General features: G+C 37.8%; 15 protein-coding genes and 1 tRNA gene. 11 read left to right on the top strand and 5 right to left on the bottom strand.

Going from position 1 to position 19,046, the window contains the following annotated elements; genetic code table 11:
* Positions 1–342 precede the first annotated feature (342 nt).
* The 3 genes from H6G76_RS14110 (at position 343) to H6G76_RS14120 (ending at position 2,374) form a co-directional block, all read left to right on the top strand.
* Positions 343–1,320, top strand: coding sequence for a sodium-dependent bicarbonate transport family permease (locus tag H6G76_RS14110; RefSeq protein ID WP_190701360.1), 978 nt, complete (start codon positions 343–345; stop codon positions 1,318–1,320).
* A 4-nt stretch (positions 1,321–1,324) separates the two neighbouring features.
* Positions 1,325–1,618, top strand: coding sequence for a P-II family nitrogen regulator (locus H6G76_RS14115; protein ID WP_190701362.1), 294 nt, complete (start codon positions 1,325–1,327; stop codon positions 1,616–1,618).
* A gap of 78 nt (positions 1,619–1,696) precedes the next feature.
* Positions 1,697–2,374: a carbonic anhydrase gene (locus H6G76_RS14120; protein WP_190701364.1), complete on the top strand. Its 678-nt coding sequence runs from the start codon at positions 1,697–1,699 to the stop codon at positions 2,372–2,374.
* Between the two features lie 153 nt (positions 2,375–2,527).
* Here the strand turns inward: H6G76_RS14120 and H6G76_RS14125 are convergent, their stop codons facing one another.
* Positions 2,528–2,710: a hypothetical protein gene (locus H6G76_RS14125; protein ID WP_190701366.1), complete on the bottom strand. Its 183-nt coding sequence runs from the start codon at positions 2,708–2,710 to the stop codon at positions 2,528–2,530.
* A gap of 1,480 nt (positions 2,711–4,190) precedes the next feature.
* Here H6G76_RS14125 and H6G76_RS14130 point away from each other — a divergent pair.
* The 4 genes from H6G76_RS14130 (at position 4,191) to H6G76_RS14145 (ending at position 9,232) form a co-directional block, all read left to right on the top strand.
* The gene (locus tag H6G76_RS14130; protein ID WP_190701368.1) at positions 4,191–4,583 is read left to right on the top strand and encodes a hypothetical protein; all 393 of its coding nucleotides are present in this window, start codon (positions 4,191–4,193) and stop codon (positions 4,581–4,583) included.
* 275 nt (positions 4,584–4,858) lie between these two features.
* The gene (locus H6G76_RS14135; protein ID WP_190701370.1) at positions 4,859–6,259 is read left to right on the top strand and encodes a hypothetical protein; all 1,401 of its coding nucleotides are present in this window, start codon (positions 4,859–4,861) and stop codon (positions 6,257–6,259) included.
* 93 nt (positions 6,260–6,352) lie between these two features.
* Positions 6,353–6,424, top strand: a tRNA-Gln gene (locus H6G76_RS14140).
* Positions 6,425–7,015: 591 nt separating this feature from the next.
* Complete coding sequence (locus H6G76_RS14145; RefSeq protein WP_190701372.1) at positions 7,016–9,232, top strand: polysaccharide biosynthesis tyrosine autokinase; 2,217 nt, start codon at positions 7,016–7,018, stop codon at positions 9,230–9,232.
* Between the two features lie 181 nt (positions 9,233–9,413).
* On the opposite strand, the gene H6G76_RS14150 is transcribed toward H6G76_RS14145, so the two are convergent.
* A complete protein-coding gene (locus H6G76_RS14150; protein ID WP_190701375.1) occupies positions 9,414–9,896 on the bottom strand; it encodes a hypothetical protein in 483 nt (160 codons plus the stop codon).
* A 206-nt stretch (positions 9,897–10,102) separates the two neighbouring features.
* Between H6G76_RS14150 and H6G76_RS14155 the strand changes: the two genes are divergently transcribed.
* The gene (locus H6G76_RS14155; protein ID WP_190701378.1) at positions 10,103–11,398 is read left to right on the top strand and encodes a hypothetical protein; all 1,296 of its coding nucleotides are present in this window, start codon (positions 10,103–10,105) and stop codon (positions 11,396–11,398) included.
* 72 nt (positions 11,399–11,470) lie between these two features.
* On the opposite strand, the gene H6G76_RS14160 is transcribed toward H6G76_RS14155, so the two are convergent.
* The 3 genes from H6G76_RS14160 to H6G76_RS14170 all read right to left on the bottom strand — a co-directional run bounded on the left by H6G76_RS14160 (position 11,471) and on the right by H6G76_RS14170 (position 16,708).
* Positions 11,471–12,616: a SpoIID/LytB domain-containing protein gene (locus H6G76_RS14160; RefSeq protein WP_190701382.1), complete on the bottom strand. Its 1,146-nt coding sequence runs from the start codon at positions 12,614–12,616 to the stop codon at positions 11,471–11,473.
* A 166-nt stretch (positions 12,617–12,782) separates the two neighbouring features.
* Entirely contained in the window at positions 12,783–14,969 is a 2,187-nt protein-coding gene (locus H6G76_RS14165) for a polysaccharide biosynthesis tyrosine autokinase (RefSeq protein WP_190701385.1), read from the bottom strand.
* Between the two features lie 866 nt (positions 14,970–15,835).
* Positions 15,836–16,708, bottom strand: a complete 873-nt coding sequence (locus H6G76_RS14170; RefSeq protein ID WP_190701389.1) for an NAD(P)-dependent oxidoreductase — start codon at positions 16,706–16,708, stop codon at positions 15,836–15,838.
* Positions 16,709–17,065: 357 nt separating this feature from the next.
* Here H6G76_RS14170 and H6G76_RS36990 point away from each other — a divergent pair, with 357 nt between their 5' ends.
* The 3 genes from H6G76_RS36990 to H6G76_RS14185 are packed head-to-tail and all read left to right on the top strand — an operon-like array spanning position 17,066 to position 19,044.
* Positions 17,066–17,332: a hypothetical protein gene (locus tag H6G76_RS36990; RefSeq protein ID WP_242056389.1), complete on the top strand. Its 267-nt coding sequence runs from the start codon at positions 17,066–17,068 to the stop codon at positions 17,330–17,332.
* A 9-nt stretch (positions 17,333–17,341) separates the two neighbouring features.
* The gene (locus H6G76_RS14180; protein ID WP_190701392.1) at positions 17,342–17,797 is read left to right on the top strand and encodes a chemotaxis protein CheW; all 456 of its coding nucleotides are present in this window, start codon (positions 17,342–17,344) and stop codon (positions 17,795–17,797) included.
* A 32-nt stretch (positions 17,798–17,829) separates the two neighbouring features.
* Positions 17,830–19,044 carry a protein-glutamate O-methyltransferase CheR gene (locus tag H6G76_RS14185; protein WP_190701395.1) on the top strand — a complete coding sequence of 405 codons (1,215 nt, stop codon included), beginning with the start codon at positions 17,830–17,832 and terminating at the stop codon, positions 19,042–19,044.
* The last annotated feature ends 2 nt before the right edge of the window (positions 19,045–19,046 follow it).

Genomic DNA, 19,046 nt, shown 5'->3' on the forward strand with positions numbered 1-19,046 from the left:
CTGCAACTATTTTTTCGCGCAGATCGATTGAATATGCTTTCATAAAAAGATAATATTTTTATTCTTATTAACTGTACCCCATAACAGCAGGAAGTGCTGTAATATTTTGCTGTTTAACGGAACGTGAACCCTAGCCACCTATGGGGTAAGAAAAAGTATTCAATGCTACTAATTTTGTCTTTTTACTTAGACACAGCATTGACATACTATCTACACATTTTCTTAATAATGTTGCAATACATTAACTTGGAATAGTTAACCATTATTTATATCAATGGTAACTATAAATAAGTTCGCTAGGTTTTTACTTCTGGTTCTTAATCAATTCCAAGGGTGTTGTGCATGAATTCAAGCTTAATTCTGTCTAATATATTAAATCCGCCAGTGCTGTTTTTCTTTTTGGGAATGCTGGCGATTTTTTTGAAATCTGATTTAGAAATTCCTCAGCCTTTACCCAAGTTATTCTCACTTTATCTACTACTAGCTATCGGATTTAAAGGTGGATATGAAATTACAGAGAGTGGCATTAATCCCGAAATTGCTCTGACACTCCTAGCAGCTATATTTATGGCCTCTGCTGTACCTGTTTACTCTTTTTTCTTATTAAGACTTAGACTAGACACATATAATGCCGCAGCAATAGCTGCAACTTATGGTTCTATCAGTGCTGTCACCTTTATTACCGCCCAGTCATTTCTCAAAATTCTCAATATTTCTTCTGGCGGACACATGGTAGCTGCTTTAGCGTTAATGGAATCACCTGCAATTATTGTCGGTATTTTACTAGTGAGATTGTTTAGTCAGAGTAAAGAAGGCGAAAAAGGAGAATTTTCTTGGGGTGAAGTTTTGCGAGAAGCTTTCTTAAATGGTTCTGTTTTTCTCCTCATCGGTAGCGTCATTATTGGCACTCTTACAGGCGAAAGAGGCTGGGAAAAATTACACCCATTCACACAAGACATTTTTTATGGAGTTTTAGCATTCTTTCTTCTAGATATGGGCATGGTAGCTGCTAGAAGAATTCAAGATATGCGTAAGACAGGTTCTTTCCTGATTACCTTCTCTGTATTCATGCCTGTAGCTAATGCAATTGTAGGCATAATCATTGCCAAATTAATTGGAATGTCTGAGGGAAATGCTTTACTATTTGCTGTTCTTTGCGCCAGTGCTTCTTACATAGCAGTTCCCGCAGCAATGAGAATGACAGTTCCACAAGCTAATCCTAGTTTGTATGTATCTATGGCTTTAGCCTTGACTTTCCCTTTTAACATTATTATTGGCATTCCTTTGTATTTCAATATTATCAAAGCTATAGGAATTTAACAAAATGGAAGCTATTAAGAAAGTTGAGATAGTAACCAACTCTTTAGAAATACCCAAGGTTTTAAAAATACTAGAACAAGCAGGTGTTTCTGGCTATACAGTCATTGAAGATGTGACAGGCAAAGGAGATAGAGGTAAAGTCTTCAATGACTTAGAAAGCCATGCCTTAACTAATGGATATGTTATGAGTGTTTGCACAGCAGAACAAGAACAAGAATTAGTAACAGCAATTGAGCCAATTTTGAAAAAATATGGAGGTGTGTGTATTGTTTCTGATGCCAAATGGATTGCACATTAGGTAAGCTCTGAGAGACGCATTGATAATATCAGCGTCTCTAAAAACCAAACTTATTTTATTAGTGAGGAGTATTTATCCGTGCCAATCAAACGAATAATTGAGGGACTGAACGAATTTCACGACAATTATTTTATTACACACCGGGAACTATTTGAGAATTTATCACAAGGTCAAAGTCCAGAAGTATTATTTATAACTTGTTCGGACTCTCGGATTGATCCTTGTTTAATTACTCAAAGTCAACCTGGAGAATTATTTGTTATCCGTAATATTGGTAACATTATTCCACCTTATGGAACGGCTCATGGTGCTGAAGGTGCGGGTATAGAATACGCTGTTCAAGCTTTAAATATCAAAGATATTGTTATCTGTGGTCATTCTCATTGTGGAGCCATGAGAGGGCTATTACAAATAGGTAATTTGGCTCATCAAATGCCTTTAGTTTACGATTGGTTGCGGCATTATGCGGAACCCACTCGGCGGCTAGTTTTAGATAATTATAAAGATTGCCCAAGTGATAAACTCTTAAAAATTGCAATTGAACAGAATGTTCTCACTCAGATAGAAAATTTAGAAACTCATCCTATTATTCGCTCTCGACTACACAGTAGCGAACTTACTCTTCATGCTTGGATTTATGAAATTGAGAGCGGAGAAGTTTTTGCTTATGATGCTCAGTCTAGTCAGTTTAAGATTTTAGAGAATCGTCCATTTCCTGTGCCTAATCCATTGATTTCTGCCTATTCAGAACAGTAGATTTTTGTTATTGGCGATAGGTATATCATTACTTATCTACATTAGTAAAATAAAAAATATTGTAGCGATCGCCTGAGCAATAACTCTAACTCAACATCTAGCGATCGCTCATAAACATCATGGTTTTTCCATCCAGATAGTTTTGCCTAGTAATCAATCCTCTTGCTGCCTTTTATCTCCATTTCCGCTAATAAGTATTTGCAGTATTTTATTGATAAATAAAACAATAGTTGTACCTAATAACACCAGCATTAAACTTGCAAAAGCAGCAAAAGGCGAAAAAATAAATAAAATTAACATTAAAAAAATTACAACACTTATTAATGGATTATTCATATTTTTAGATATTGATTAGATTTATATTCACATTATCTAAAAATTCACTGAATAGTCATATATCCAAAAGTAGGTGTTTGCTATTTTTTCCTAGCTAAGGGCGTATTTTCACACCGTAGTAATCCTATTTGATTGTTGCAAAAATCAGTAATTCGCGGCTATACAAACGTAGACGAATCTTCTCAGGCTTCGCGCAGGGTAAGGATTTGGGAGTTTAAGAAAATCAGGATGAGCCGTAACGCACTTCTTCTCTTGGTGCGTTAGAGGATGTTGGGAAAATCTAAATTAATACTAGCCTCGCTAGCCTCGGCGATTAAAAATCGCGGCTACACAGGCAAAACCAGCCTATCGCGTTTGCGCTGCGCTTGGCGCACCACGCGGGTTAAAAACCTTAATTTTCTGTTAGTACGCGCAGGCGGACTTAGTTTGTGTTGTAGCGAATTATATTTGCCCAATACTTTTAAAACATCCTCTTAAGCTTGCTACGCCATTAGTTTATAAATCATCTCTAATCAAACCAGATTCACATATAATACTCACCCATCTACGCAGTAGTTAGATTTCTCTAACTATAGATAGATTTTCAACTATCTATAAAGGAAGAAAGGTAATTTCTCTAAACAGGGTAATATTTGCCTTGATCTTGATAATTGCTGTGTTTTTAGGATCTCGTGCAGTAAAGTTACTACAAAACTGCCGCAGATATAACCCCGTCTACTTTGCGGGGTTTTCTCTTGCTGTATTTGGTAAGCCTACTTACTGAATTCTCGTCAAATATAGCAATCTGATTTGATTATTGAAAAAATCTAAGTATATGTAGTGTTATGGCTTTAGCCTAACGCACTGTCTTCCAGTCCGTGGTGCGTTACACTTCGTGATGACACACCCTACGTGTCTTTCATAAATCAAATATGAGTCCTATATTTTAGTAAGTAAGTATATTTAAATCTTTAAAATACAGTAATTATGCTGATAATTTTTTTATTTAGAGTTTGAAGTTTACTTTTGTCACAAAATTAACCATATATACGGGTTAATATTTCCCAAATCTAAGTCTGTAGAACCATTGATGACGAACAAATTTAAAACAGTTAGACTAATTTGCAAAGAGATTAGGTAACTATCTGAAGTTAAAAAATACGGGATTGTTACCTATACATAGAGTTCAGTATTTTACTAAAGAAACCGTAGCTGTTCCCCTACGGTTTTTTATTTTCATAATAAAAGTCGTACGATTTGCCTTAGTGATTTGCCAAAATATAAATCATCTATAAAGGCCATACTGTCCAAGAATAATTGGACATTTTAAAGTACATTAAAATCCTATTTGGATAAAGTTAAATCTTGTAATTATTGTGCAGAATACTCGAATTTTTACCAAATATCAACTTTACATTAATCAAAGTTCCCGTGATTTTACTGCACCAAAATCAAGAAAATATGAATAAAAAAGAATATACAGTCAATCAATTTAAATCATATGTTTTTTAAAAGCTTTGGTAGCGTGATAGTAGCGATTACCCTATCAGTAGGCAGTACAGCTATTGGTCAGACAACTAATAATAAATTAGCTTTCCATATGCAAGTAGGTGCTGATCATGAAGGTAATCCGATAGTTTTAGATGCAGGATCAGTACAAGGAACTCAGTACACAATCTTAGAGAAACAGGGTGATGGAATAGTAAAAAATACATTTCGTGCTTCTTGTACTGAAGGTCGGTTGTTTTCGGAAAAATCTTCAGTCTACAACGCAACTGGAGAGTTAATTAGGGAACAACAAATCAAGCAAGAAATATCTCCTCAACCTGGAACACCTGAAGCTAATTCTATGAAGATTGTTTGTCAGTCAATAAATAATGGTGCGAGAAAGTAAGCCTGATTAATGACTTTGAGGAGTACAAAATTTTGGTGTCTGCTGGTTGAGTTTTGAGGATGATATAGGAATCTGGTTTGATTACTGGAATCTTTGTATAGTCTGGCAATAGGCAATAGGGAATAGGCAATAGCAAAGAAGGCTGGTAACGGTGTACTGATTTTTTTTTAAATCAAATATGAGTCCTATAGTTACATTTTTGGTAATTTCAGTAGTTTGAGAAACCTGTGTTAGATTTCATTAGTCTGAATTTCCAAATTATGTAAAAAACATCAATGCTTTCTTCTAATCAGGGTATTCCAGGATTGCCCGATCTCACACATCCAACAGAACTCATCCAGTTTGGCAGCCAAGTATTAAAAGCTTCACTTATATTAGTATTTTTAGTTTTAGCTTTGGGAGTAGCGATCGCACTTGTCAGTTTTGCCTTGCGTCGCCATCAGCCAGAAACCATGATTTCTCTTGGTGAATGGGCTTTTCGTTACTCCCAAATTCTCCGGGGTTTGCAGCATCTCGCCCTTGTATTAATTCTGTTAGTAGCCGGATTTTTCCTGTCTGCAACTTTAGGTAATCGCTATCACTACTGGGAACAAGCAAAAGTTATGCAAGTCGCACAGAGTGTCGCTGGCGACAAACTTGAACAAGTAGCACCCCAGGTTCGCTATGTAACTCCAGAACCGTATACTTATAACACCCAAGTCAATGGTAAGATAGTCAAAGTTAACGATACACAACAAGTTAACCGTTTCTTGCCTCTAGCTGGTTCCCAAGTTCAAGTCAAGCTAGAACAAAATACAGATGTTCAAGGTCGCAGCGCGATTTATCGCATAGACTATAGTGCAGATTACAAAGTCGTCAATCGACTCAATAATATTAAAAGTTTTTTCTTTGAAGCACCACCCCCCGATGGCTACTCACTGCTAGCTAACTACAAAGTAGAACGTTCTGGAACTCGACTAGAACCTCTAAATGTAGGAGACTATCGGTTTGCTTTTAACTTACAACCAGGAGAAGAGACTAACTTTCGCGTTACTTATCAAGCGCAAGCCGGCCCGCGTTGGGTTTATAATGCCACAGGACAGATGCTTGCTAACTTCCGTCTGACAGCAACTGCCAACACTCCGGTTGACTTTGCCAGTGGTATTGTACCAAACGAAATTAAAACTGATCGCCGCAGTACTCAATATACTTGGGTATTTAATGACAACGTTTCTGTGAAAAATCCCTTTGGCGTATTTACTAATACTGCACCTATTCTTAACACTGGGATTATGCCGCGTTTGTTATTGCTAACACCAGCATTATTTTTGTGGTGGATATTGCTGTTGTATTTGTCACTACCAATGAGTTTAAAAAATGTGGCGATCGCATCTGGGATCTTTTTTGCTTGTATGTTGACCTTAACCTATCTCTCCCGCTTCATGAATGCCGAGTTAGCTTGGACAATGCTTTCCCTAATCTTTTTGACCTTAAGTTGGGGCTTAGGCGCAAACCGCAGTGCTTCTCTAGCTGCTATTATCTGTTCTATTGCTGGGGTCGTGTTACCTGTCTTTGGGTTGTTAGTCCCATTTAGCGGTCTTACCTTAAGCGTTGCAGGTTTACTCAGTGCGGTTTGGTTAGCAGTACGCCACTGGTATGGCTGGTATAGTTTGCCCATAGAAGACCGCGCAAAATAAATCTTAACTATCTGCTGTCTCTATTAAAAATTTATTGCCGAAATACTTGACATTACCCCACCTGGGGCTGCTATATTAACAGAGGTGAATCGATGGGGCGTCGCCAAGTGGTAAGGCAGCGGGTTTTGGTCCCGCCATCCCTAGGTTCGAATCCTAGCGCCCCAGTAATAAAAAGAAGGGTAAGATACTTTATCCTTCTTTTTTTAGTAATTAGTAGCTCAGTTTATCTCCTCACAACCTAAAGCGACAGAAATTATTGATTTTCTTAATACCCCATTTGCTAGTTCTGAGGCTGTAATATCGTGTTCGCGCTTTGCCGACTTGTAGCGACTGGCGTAGGCAGGGGAGAATATTTTGCTGTTTATGCACAAATTGATCGAATTATCACTTATTAACCGGACTTGATATAAAGTCAGCAAAACCTATACACAGAATTTCAACAACTAATTTTTATACACCAGTCCTGTTTGCTTGAACTGAGTTAGAAGTTAAATTTTCGTTATTCTTTACGTAAAAATTGTGTATAGCTTAGACTGAATATACAAAGCAGGGAACCAATTTCTTGGATGCAATGTTACTGTATTTGTACTGTGTAACCTTTTGACTAAGACTTATTTGCACAACTTTAACCACTTACAGATTGTCTAGCTTATTGGTTAATTAGTCAATTTACTGGTTTGCCTGGGCATGGCAATAGACAAAGGTTAATTTTGCAGCTTTAACTGTGTAGAACTTAATCGTTCAATTTATAAATCTATGCTGAATTCAGAAAAATATCCTTACCTGTCACAGCCTAAATTTGCTCACTTTAATAATAAAAATGAAGATGAACTGGATATCAGACAATTTTTTTCAGTCCTGCGTCGGCGAGTTTTATTAATATCAGGTGTTACTGCTGTAGTTGTTACAGTAGCAACCCCAAAAGAAGAAAAAACTTCTCCAGTTTATGTAGGCGCTTTTGAAATTTTAACCAAACCAATTACAAAAGAAAGTAAGGTTATAGCTAGTGCGCCTCAAACTATTCCTAGTGTTAATAAAACATCTAGCCTAGAAATCAGCAATACTAATACTGAAACAGCGATTAAAGTTTTACGCAGTCCCCAAGTTATTCAGCCGATAGTTGACCAATTAAAGTCTAAATACAGATATATAGATTATGATGCACTGGTTGGTGATTTAGTGATTAAGTCTTCAGTGCCAAATATTTTAAATGTCCAATATGCTAGTTCAGACCAGAAACTAGCTGATGAGGTGTCAAAATTATTGGCTGATGCTTACTTACAATATAGTTTGAAAGAAACTCAGTTAAATGTTAACCAAGCAATTGAGTATGTTAATAAAAAAATAAAATCAACCCAATTACAAGTCAATAACTTACAAAAACAATTACACAATCTGCAAACAAAAAATAATTTAATTGCTCCTGCACAAAGATATCAAGAACTAACTAGTCAAGTTGCTAGTTTGCAACAGCAACAGAGAGAAAATCGCTTGCAACTAGAAGAATTAGTTGTTAGATACCAGGATTTGCAAAAAGAATTAGCAAAAAACCCAGGTGAAAGAGCAAGTAATTCATTACTGACGCAGAATGTACGTTATCAACAAATACTCGATCGCATTCAAGCAATAGATATTGAAATTGCCCAAAAGTCAGCCGTCTATTTAGAAACTCATCCAGAAATCATCATACTTAAAGAAAAGAAAGCCTACTTGCTTCCTTTGTTGACGGGAGAAGAAATTCGGGTGCAGGGGGAATTGCAAAGCCAAATTCGCAGCCTTTCAGCACGCGATCAGTTCTTTGATGAGCAAATTAAAACTCTCAATCAAGACATAAACAACTTAGTAAATGTTAGTCACGATTATGACAACATTCAGCAACAATTACAAATTGCTAAGAGTGGTCTAGCGCAATATACAGCCAAACAACAAGAACTAGAAATAGAAAAATCTCAAAAACAACAACCTTGGGTGTTACTTGATCAAAAATTAACTCCTGTTAATCAACCTGCTGCTACTTCAGAAAGTGGTCAGAGGAACTTAGCAATTGAAGGTGCTTTAGGATTACTATTGGGTATTGGAGCAGCTTTAGTGGTAGATAAACTGAGCAACATCTTCTATTCTGCCCAAGAACTGAAAAAGAATATTAAGCTGCCATTACTAGGAACAGTACCTCTGAAAAAAGAGCTAAATGTGTCACCTCAAACCCATATTTCTAGAAGGTTACAAAAAACAAATCGCGCCTCCTTGTCGGAAATTTTTTATTCTCTCTACACCAAAATTATGTTTTTGGGTTCGGACGATCGCATTCGTTCTTTAGTGATCAGTTCAGCCGGACAAGGTGATGGTAAGTCTACGGTAGCTGTACATCTAGCACAGGCCGCAGCTGCAATGGGACAAAGAGTATTATTAGTAGATGCTAATCTGCGTTGTCCTAGCTTGCATCACCGCCTTGGGATTTTGAATGTTCAGGGTTTAACTGAGGTGATTAGCCAAGATTTAGACTGGCAAAATATAATTGAGCGATCGCCTATCGAAGAAAACCTGTATGTAATGACTTCGGGAGTTATCCCTCCTGATTCTGTAAGGTTATTGGCTTCTCAAAAAATGCAGCATTTAATGTATGAACTGCAAGCCAATTTTGATTTAGTAATTTATGACACTCCGTCTCTGTTAGGATTGCCAGATGCCCATTTGTTAGCATCTAATACCAACGGTATGCTACTAGTAGCAGGTTTAGGTCAATTAAAACGTAATGCCCTCAAGCAAGTTTTGACGGATATTGAAATATCTGGCACTCCCTTATTAGGCATGATTGCGAATAAATCTAAAGATGCTACACCTGTTTCTTCTATCCAATATCAGCAACACCCCAAACAAAATATGAGTGTTGCAAAAGTAGATTTAGAAACCAAAAATACGTCTAAAGTTAACCCTGAATCAACTGTTTCAGTAGGAGTTAGCGCAAATAATTAAGATATACAAAAGGCAAAAGACAGAGCTTTTACCTTTTGACTCCTCAGATCCTTGACTTCTTTGAGAGGTCGAGGATTTGTCTATTCACTAATGATTTAGGACATCAACCGATGATAAAACTTAGATAGGAAAAGGCTTTTAACTCTTTCACCTGTCACCTGTCACCTGTCACCTCCTATACTCATTCCTTTTCCGGCGATTTCAGAGCTTGATCTAAAACTTGCCGAGCCTGTTCCGCTTTAGCACGTGCTTCTAGGTAACGCAGATTTGCTTGGGCGAAGCTTTTGAGAACTTTAAAACCTTCTTTTAGGCGTGTAATTTCTTCTTCGGTGACAGACTGATCTGAAAACAAAACATCAACAGCTTTGCGAATCTCCAATGCTTCACTACGTGATTCCTGGACTTTCAGTTTGAGAGTAGCCAAGTTGCTGAGTACCTGGACAGCTTGAGTGATAGCATCTTCACCGCTAGCACTATCAAGAGTTGTTTCCTTAACTTCAATTAATTGTTGAGGGCTAAATCCTTCTTCTAATTCTGTGGGGAGTTTACCCGCATCCATCAGTTCCATTAACTGATCCATTGCTTTATCACGGGCTTTAGCTGAATCTTTGCCAGGAACAGTGAGAATAATTTCTGGGCTTTGGGCAAGAGTATACTGAACCATATTTTAAGGCAGAAAATTTGCTGGATAACCAAGCATAGGCAAATAATTTTAACACGTGCAGATGAGGTATTGATATTTTCAGTAATTAAAAAATAATTATTCTTGTTGCTGCACAATTTAGGAATTTATCAGTACCTTTTCCTGTCATCTAAAATAAAACTTTATACTAGATAAAGATAGGTCAACTTCAATAGGAGGGGCGAGCAATGGCTCCCAATCCCACTATCATGCGTACAGTGGAACAACTGGGCTACCGAGTCACTGTTGGTGATGTGGCAACCCAGGCAGGATTAAATATTGCAGAGGCAGGGCAAGGGTTATTAACTTTGGCTGCTGATGCGGGTGGACATTTACAAGTAGCAGAATCAGGTGATATTGTTTACCAATTTCCGCAGAATTTCAGAGCAATTTTACGTAATAAATATTTTCAGTTAAAATTGCAAGAATGGTGGCAAAAGGTTTGGGGAATTATTTTCTACCTAATTCGTATTTCTTTTGGCATCTTTTTAGTTCTTTCAATCGCCCTAATTACTATTACCATTTTTATCATTATTACTGCTGCTAATTCTGACCGTGACAGTGACAATAGAGGTGGTAGCTTTAGCGGTGGAGGCTTCTTTTTTTTCCCGGATTTATTTTGGTATTTTAGTCCGAACTACTACGATACTCGCCACCAACAACGACGACAAGAAAGCCGTCAAACCAGCGAATTAAATTTTTTCGAGGCTGTCTTTTCATTTTTATTTGGTGATGGTAATCCTAATGCCAAGCTAGAAGAACGCCGTTGGCAAGAAATCGCGGCTGTAATTCGCAATCAGCGTGGTGCAGTTGTCGCAGAACAAATTGCTCCCTATTTGGATGACCTTGGCCCAGGGTATAAACAAGAATACGAAGACTATATGCTGCCTGTATTGCTCCGATTCAATGGGCAACCAAGAGTTAGTTCTGAAGGACAAATTGTTTATTACTTCCCAGAATTACAAATAAGAGCTAGCAAAAAAGGTCGTCAGTCAATACAAGCTTACCTAGAAGAATTCCCTTGGCGTTTTAGTATGGCGAGTTCTGGGCAAAATATGTTAAGTGCAGGGCTGGGCGTACTGAATTTTGTTGGTGCTTTAGTTCTCGGAAACTTATTAAGAGATGGTGTTGTAGCTGCACAGTTGGGAGGATTAGTAGCTTTTGTTCAAGGAATTTATTGGCTGTTGCTGGCTTACGGTATAGGTTTCTTGGGTGTACCATTGGTGCGTTATTTCTGGATTCAATGGCGTAATCAAAAAATTGCTCAACGCAACCGCGATCGCCTGTCCCGCGCTAGATTATTAACTGAACCAGATGCAACCTTACAGCAAAAAATTGACTTCGCCCATCAATTCGCCGCAGAAACAGTCATAGAAAACAAAGATTTAGTCTATTCCACTGAAACGGATTTATTAGACCAAGAAATCGAGCGTTCTGCACAAATTGAAGCGGAATGGCACAAGCGGCTGCAAAGTGGAGAATAAAAAGAAAAAAGTATAAAGTCTGAAGTATGAAGTTTAAAATTTCAGACTTCACACTTCATCCTTCATACTTTCTTACTTCGCCTTAATCGGTGTTAAAGCTACACCTTTGTAATAATGTCCCAAAATTTGTAGGTGGTTGATACCGCGTCGAGCCAAATTATATGCTCCCCACTGGCTCATCCCTAAAGCATGACCAAAGCCTAAGCCTTGTAGTACAAAACTGCCATCTGCACCTTTGGTAACATTAAAGCGGGTACTCCTCAGTTTCAGTGCGGTACGTACCTCCTCACCTTGTAGTACCTTTGTGCCTCTGTCTCCGACAATTTTTAAAGCTTTAACACTGCGAAAAGGCGAGTATTTTTCGGGAATCATTTCCTTAACATTGCCCACACCAGAAATTCTGGCACTAATTTCCGCAGGAGAGAAGGTTTTAACCCAATTGCACTCCTTGATGTCTTGATCGAAGTCTTGAACAGCACGCAAATAAGGCAAACTATTTCCCCAGACATCTTCTACATTCTCGGTATGTCCGCCAGAACAAGCGTGAAAGACAGAGAGAATAATTTTGTTGTTATAAGTTAGTACCTGTCCTGCGGTCTTATCAACAGCAGCGTAGGTAGCCGGAGATTCACTGGTCACGCCTTTATAAATTTGCCAGCGATCTGGACTGTCGCCTAAATCGTAAATAGGATTATTGCGTTGTTTTTCCCGCTCGTAGAGAGCGTAGGTACGAGCCGCGATCGCTTGGGCTTTGAGGGCTTCTTGCGGCCAGCTGGTATTCATTTCGCCACCAATCACGCTGTAGAGGTATTCTTCAGCATCCACCCAGTTAACCGCCGTTACACCTTTGTCTGAGGGAACAACTAAAGTTCTACCTCGATACCAGCGATCGCCAATGTAAACAAATCCTTTACCTGTTGGCTCAATCCAAAATAAACCAGACTGCCACTTATCTAAAGCCACACCACCAGGAATGGCTTGAGCATAATACGCACTCATCCCTGGTAACTGCCCCAGAGTGCGCCCAGTACTATCCTTGACCAATGCAGTCGTAGAACTACCGACCTTTACTTGATTAACTCCCCTCTCAATAGCTACGCGTAAAATCACAGATGCTTGAGCGGGTGCAACCAAAACAATCCACAAGAGGATACCCATCCACCAATGACGGAATTTAACCTGAGAAAATAAAGAGCCTAAAAACAGTTGGAATTTCATGCTGATCATCTAAAAAAACTAGTATCTGCTTGACGCTTTGGAATATGGCATCTACCACTCAAGATGAGACAGTTCTCCAACATAGGAGGTTGCCGCCTCCTATCAATTATGCATTGTATTTTTAGAAGAGTAACTAATCACTAATAAGCGATGACAAATGACAAAATTAAACCTGTTGGTAATTTCTCACCCCATTAGCAATTATCCCAATTAAATTCCAATGGCTCAGAATTTCTTGAGCTTGCATTAAATCACTTTGCGTTAACTGTCCCATGCGCCCTACCATCACAATTTCATGGCAATACGCAGCTAAAATTCTTGCATCTGCTGTACCTAAAATGGGTGGAGCATCTACTAATACTAAATCGTAGGTTTGCTCAAATCGCTTGAGCAATTCTTTCATCCGCAGAGAACTGAGTAGCTTAATTGTATCTTCTGGTCTAGGCCCCGCAGTTAAAACATCAATTAACGGATGAACTGGCTGGATGTAATTATGAATGTGGTTATTTGTTTCATCTAACAATAGTAGAGATAAACCCCAATCATTGGATAATTGCAAGGTTTTATGCAAGCTAGGATAACGCAGGTTAGCATCAATTAAAAGAATGCGCCGATGCATTCGCGCTGCACTAGCAGCCAGCCCCAACAACAAAGTAGTTTTACCTTCACCAGATAAAGCTGAAGTAAACATCAAAGACTTAAAAGGCAAAGGATTCTTTGATATATGAAGGTTCTGGTAGAGGATGTCTAAGGTTTCATGGCATGGCAACCAAGTATCAGTTTCTACAAAAGAAGCTGTTTTGCGCTTATTGCCCAAAATAATAGGCAGCCATTTTTTAAAACCACGTGGTGGTAGTTTTGGCACAGATCCTAGTAATCGTAAATTGCTTAACTGCTGTAATTCTTTTGTGGAATAAATAGTGCGAGTGAATATTCCCCAACTTAAGGCTACTGCAATGCCTAAAATTGGACTAATTAGTAAACCTCCTAACAATACTGATAATCTATCAATCCCTACTAGCTTTCCTAAAGCTGGTTCTTCTAAGACTTGCCAGTCAATACCTCCTTGGGCAATTTTTAATCCCAAAGACTGTTGTGCTTGCAGCAGTTGTTCTAGTTGTTTGCGCTTAGTTTGTACTTCTGGCAGAAGACGGTTATATTCTGCTATCAAACTAGGATATTTACTAAATTCAAAACGCAGTTGTTGTTCTGTCTGGGCTAAACTCTTTTCGTTAGCAAGTAATCCTAAAGCAATTGTTTGTAGTTGAGTTCGCTCTTGCAATAGTTGTGGGTCAACGCCTTCTGTCTGCTGTTGAGCCGAAGGAGCGTGTTGCATATCTCTTATTAATTGATTGACCTCTCTTTTTAAGAGAACTAATTGATTTTGGCGTTGCTCTTTCAGTTGCTCTATGATTGGAGACTCATCTGTGTAGCGTTGCTGTTCCCTAGCTAAAATTAGTTCTGTCTTTTTAAACTCACTTAATAAAGATTGGTAGCTATCTGACTGATTTAAACGCGAAGAAAATCTAGCTTGATGAGATGAACTAGCTATTTCTTGCTCTAAATTACTATAGCGAGCCTGTACATCTTGTAGTTGGGCGCGGGTAGTTTGTAGCTGATTTTGTACTTCAGCCAGAGATTCTAAGAGAATTTTACTTTGTGATTCTGGCTCAAGAAGATTATGTTTGCGACGAAAATATTCTAAGTTTTTTTCTGCTTGTCTTACTTCTTTTTGTGTCTGAGATAACCGGACGTTAATAAATGCTAGACCTTTATTTAAACGTTCTTTTTGGTACTGGTTATTATAATCTTGATAAACTTTTTGCAGTGCTAATAGTACTCTTTGGCTTTTAACCGGATTCTCATCATTAAACGAAATTTTTAATACTTGTAAAGGAAGATGATTGGCTCCTATTTTATTTTCTAATTGCACTATTGATAGCCGTGCTTGCTGTTCATCAGATGTTTTTCCTTTGATATCTTCTACCGTAATATTTGGATAATATGGACGTAGCAAAACCACAGCTTTATCGATAATTTTAGGACTTAACATCAGCCTTACCTGTGCTGAGTAATCTACAACTGATAGATTAATATCAGATATTTCGCTCCCAATCCAGTTGGGAATATTATTTGCTCTAGTTCCTGTATTAGTATAGGAACTAACAAGTAATTGCATAGAGCTTTGATAAGTAGATTTAGTATTGAGAGCTATAAAGCCAGCAACGGACATAACTACACAAGAAACACCCAATACTAAAAAGCGTCGCCGTCGCAAAGTTATTGATAATTGTTTGATATTAAGTTTGTGCAGTAGCGAGTTATTCATTGGTTGCTGTTGATTCCTAGTCATATTAGGTGCTATTCAGTCTCTTAAATATTTAAACAATCTGCCATCATCAAAACCAGAAAGTTTCAATTAATTCAATATTTTGGGCAAGCTGGCAAAAATAAATACACCATTTAACTCATGGGCATACATTCAATCTCATGAGTTTATTTTCTATATAAAAATATCTTTAGAGATTAAAATAATTTTATTGCGATCGTCAATATTCTCTAAAAATCTTTATTATCTTATTTTAAAATGTTTTTTTACATGACTAAATAATTTAGTTGAAAATACACTGAGAGTTACAAATAATGCCAGTGTTATAAAAAGAAATGATATTGGATTATTTTAAAAAAAATATATGTATATAAATTAACTCAAGCAAATATAGAACGTCAGCTATATTTTAGATATAGGACTAGGCTAAATCAGGCAAATATTGATAAATCGTATCTGCCATAACTCAGTGAATTAACGAAAAAAATTAATATTGAATGTTTATCAGATTCATTAGTTTTGAATTGATAAAACCGAATATATATGTATACAATAAACTTTGACACTTACTAGCAAAGTTTATAATAGAATAAGCACCTAATAATACCTGATTTTATTTTTTACATCCAGGAAGCTTTGAGAGCGAATTTTTAATCTATATTGGCGATTGCCTAATTTTAAAAATTCGTGAAATTATGAGATTTTTCCTGTTAAACCCTTAAATTGATTGTATACAGCGTTTTTCGCTTGAGTGCAGTACAAGTAGAGGAATTTACCTCATTGGGATTAAAACTGCTGTAAGGATAATTTTAGTTATTATGTGGTGCGTTAGGCTAACGCCATAACACGCCACTACTGGACTGACACGGATAAAAGAGCTACCTAATTTATCAGAATTTTGCTATTGCTTCTAATTCTTCTTTTATCGATAAAGGTTGATAACCTAGTTTGAAGGCTTGAGAACTGTCTAAAGAGACATCTGCTGGTCTGGGTGCTGACATTTTTATATCTTGTTGTCGGCAGCCTTTTAGTTTTGTAGAGGGCAGATTAAATACTTCTACTAATACTTTGCCAAAATCATAACGTGAAATCCGCTCTTTTCCCCCCAGATGAATGATGCCGCTCACTTTTTCTAAGGCTAATAATAATCCTTTAGCTGCTGTTGTTCCACTAACTGGAGTGCGAACTTCATCAATAAATAAGTTTAATTCTTTATCTTCTTTTAAAGTCTGAATAAATGGTTGAATAAAACTTGTAGCTGTGGGGGTTTCTCTGCCAAACATTAAAGGCATTCGGCACACTGCTGTCATGGGATATCGCTCTAGCATACCTATTTCTCCCATAACTTTTTGTTCCCCGTAAATATTTACAGGACATACAGGAGCAGTTTCTTTATAGGGTGCATTTAAACCATTAAATACTAAATCGGTTGATGTAAAAACGCAGGGGATAGAATAATCTGCACACAACCCAGCTATATTGCATGATGTGGTGACGTTAATTGTGTGTGATTGTTGTGGATAGGTTTGACAAAAGTTTGGTTGTGATTGTGCTGCTGTATGAATAACTGCGGCTGGATTAATTTGACTAAATATCTGCTTGAGGTCTTGAAAGTTGTTGAGTTTGACCTTAAGCGTTTTGACTCCCGGAATTTCGATAAAATGGGAGTAATAAGTGCCATAAACTTCCCATTCTTGTTTTGCAAGTTGGCAAAGATGCCATCCTAAAAAACCACTGGCTCCGGTAATCAATAATTTTTTCATATATAGCAAGCTTCCATGAGACCCACACAAAAACCTATTGCCTATTGCCTGCCCCCACGAGTAGTTGGTCAATCCAATAGGATTGCTATATGATTTACGATCGCGGCAAGCAATGCAATAGAATCATCCTTAATATAAATGAAATGGGATAATAAAAAGCTTGAGTAAAAATTATCTCTAGAGAATATGACGAGTACCTTGGTAAGAATTGAGTCACATCCCCTCTGTATCCTTAGGCCCAAAGAGTATCAAACCTCTAGCTGTTTAATATCTGCGTCTATTGCTTGGTCTATTTCGATAAACTTTGGCCCAGCAATGATAACTATCACCATCATTAATAAACTCGTCACCCTGATAATGCTTACTACATTAGGGTCTTCAAAATTACTCGTCCCGACTAATAATGCTGCGGCAAAATTACGCTGGGCTGTGCCAACTCCTAATACTCTTTGGGTATCAATACCAGGCCCACCTAGTTGTTGTCAAAGCTTACGAATTACGCGTCTCACAGGACGGATAATTCTTGATATTTCGTTGATTTGGATAATTTATATCAGACGTGAATTGGTATTACAGAATAGTAAGGCTATCTTAAGAAAGAACCCTTGTTATCAGGCTGGGTGAGGTGGACTGATGTTACTATTACTCTTCTACATAAATAATCAGCGTTATGCTCTAGCTAGTCAGCAGGTTATAGAAGTTTTACCACTTGTTAGCCTCAATATCCTTCCTCATGCACCTGATTATTTTGCGGGTGTGTTTAACTATCGAGGACAGGTTGTTCCTGTATTAGATTTATGTCAGTTGATGTCGGGTAAACCTTGCTCTCAACACTTAAGTTCTCGAATTATTCTGGTGAACTATTGGGGAGGGGATGTTGCGAAGTCTTCTGTTGTTGGTTTAATGGCAGAGCGAGTTGTAGAAACATTGCATAAATCAAATACAGAGTTAGTAGATACCAATGTCCAGATAGGTGCAGCCCCATATCTGGGTAAAATGATTTTAGACGAGCAAGGCATGATTCAATGTCTGCGGATTGAATATTTGTTATCAGAGTCCGAACAGGTGTATCTTTTGCCAGCAAACTAAATAATGCTTTTGGAGCATCCATCGTTGAACAAATGACATATTCTGATGGTGAAGCTTTACTGAGACTAAAAATTGGTTTAGATGCAAGTTCAATAGGCTCGGCTAACATTGCTAGAGCGATTGACCAGAGGATGGCAGATAGCAAAATTACAGATATAGCCTGCTATTTGGAACGGGTGCAGGAATCTACATCTGAATGGGAAGCATTAATTGATAATGTGATTGTTCCGGAAACTTGGTTTTTTCGGGAGCGAGAATCATTTAAGTTTTTGCAAAAATATATTCAATCGGAATGGTTGAAAAATCGCACTACTAAAGTATTGCGGATTTTAAGCGTACCATGTTCTACTGGGGAAGAGCCTTATTCAATTGCGATCGCTCTTTTAGAAGCTGGGTTAAATCCAGCTAACTTTCACATTGATGCTATTGATATTAGTAAAAAATGTTTGTTAGCCGCTCAAAAAGCAATTTACGACAAATATTCTTTTCGTAGCAATACTTTATCTTTTCAAGAACGCTATTTTCAACCAACCCAGACGGGATATAAACTGTGTGAACAGATCAGAAATTTAGTGCATTTTCGCCAAGCTAATTTAGCAGCTCCCGATTTTATGGTTGCTGCCGCATCCTATGATGTTGTCTTTTGCCGCAACTTGTTAATTTATTTTGACCGCAGTACCAAAGAACGCACTATCCGCACCTTAGAACGATTAATTGTTCCGGATGGTTTGTTATTTGTGGGTCATGCAGAAACAGGTTTATTGCTAAATTCGCGCTTTACATTAGTGCCGCACTCTATGGCATTTGCCTATCGCAAGACAAATGTTTCTCGAACTGTAGCAAAATATAGTAGCCCAGGCGATCGCAAAAAGCACCGTTTCATTCAACCAAGACAGCGCATCGCTCACCATCCCAAATCGCAGCAGCAACAAATTCAGCAGACAAGCTTGCTAGATACTGCTAAAACTTTAGCTGACCAAGGCTCTTTGCAGCAAGCTTGCCAACTTTGCCAAGACTATCTCAACAAAAATTTGGTGAACGTTGAAGCCTATGTACTGCTTGGTCAAGTGCAACAAGCGATGGGACAAAATGAACAAGCTGCAACATCCTTTCAAAAAGCAATTTATCTGCAACCAAATCACGAAGAAGCTTTAATTCATTTAGCATTGCTGCGAGAACATCAGGGCGACATGACAAATGCTCATTTGCTGTGGCAACGCATTCACCGACTTCATCATAAACAATAAAT

The organism is Nostoc sp. FACHB-152, from assembly GCF_014697475.1.
Lineage (GTDB): Bacteria > Cyanobacteriota > Cyanobacteriia > Cyanobacteriales > Nostocaceae > Nostoc_B.

Coding starts and splice junctions, on each gene's coding strand:
- H6G76_RS14110 (WP_190701360.1), top strand. CDS start 343: ATGAATTCAAGCTTAATTCTGTCTAATATATTAAATCCGCCAGTGCTG.
- H6G76_RS14115 (WP_190701362.1), top strand. CDS start 1,325: ATGGAAGCTATTAAGAAAGTTGAGATAGTAACCAACTCTTTAGAAATA.
- H6G76_RS14125 (WP_190701366.1), bottom strand. CDS start 2,710: ATGAATAATCCATTAATAAGTGTTGTAATTTTTTTAATGTTAATTTTA.
- H6G76_RS14130 (WP_190701368.1), top strand. CDS start 4,191: ATGTTTTTTAAAAGCTTTGGTAGCGTGATAGTAGCGATTACCCTATCA.
- H6G76_RS14135 (WP_190701370.1), top strand. CDS start 4,859: ATGCTTTCTTCTAATCAGGGTATTCCAGGATTGCCCGATCTCACACAT.
- H6G76_RS14145 (WP_190701372.1), top strand. CDS start 7,016: ATGCTGAATTCAGAAAAATATCCTTACCTGTCACAGCCTAAATTTGCT.
- H6G76_RS14150 (WP_190701375.1), bottom strand. CDS start 9,896: ATGGTTCAGTATACTCTTGCCCAAAGCCCAGAAATTATTCTCACTGTT.
- H6G76_RS14155 (WP_190701378.1), top strand. CDS start 10,103: ATGGCTCCCAATCCCACTATCATGCGTACAGTGGAACAACTGGGCTAC.
- H6G76_RS14160 (WP_190701382.1), bottom strand. CDS start 12,616: ATGAAATTCCAACTGTTTTTAGGCTCTTTATTTTCTCAGGTTAAATTC.
- H6G76_RS14165 (WP_190701385.1), bottom strand. CDS start 14,969: ATGACTAGGAATCAACAGCAACCAATGAATAACTCGCTACTGCACAAA.
- H6G76_RS14170 (WP_190701389.1), bottom strand. CDS start 16,708: ATGAAAAAATTATTGATTACCGGAGCCAGTGGTTTTTTAGGATGGCAT.
- H6G76_RS36990 (WP_242056389.1), top strand. CDS start 17,066: ATGCTTACTACATTAGGGTCTTCAAAATTACTCGTCCCGACTAATAAT.
- H6G76_RS14180 (WP_190701392.1), top strand. CDS start 17,342: ATGTTACTATTACTCTTCTACATAAATAATCAGCGTTATGCTCTAGCT.
- H6G76_RS14185 (WP_190701395.1), top strand. CDS start 17,830: ATGACATATTCTGATGGTGAAGCTTTACTGAGACTAAAAATTGGTTTA.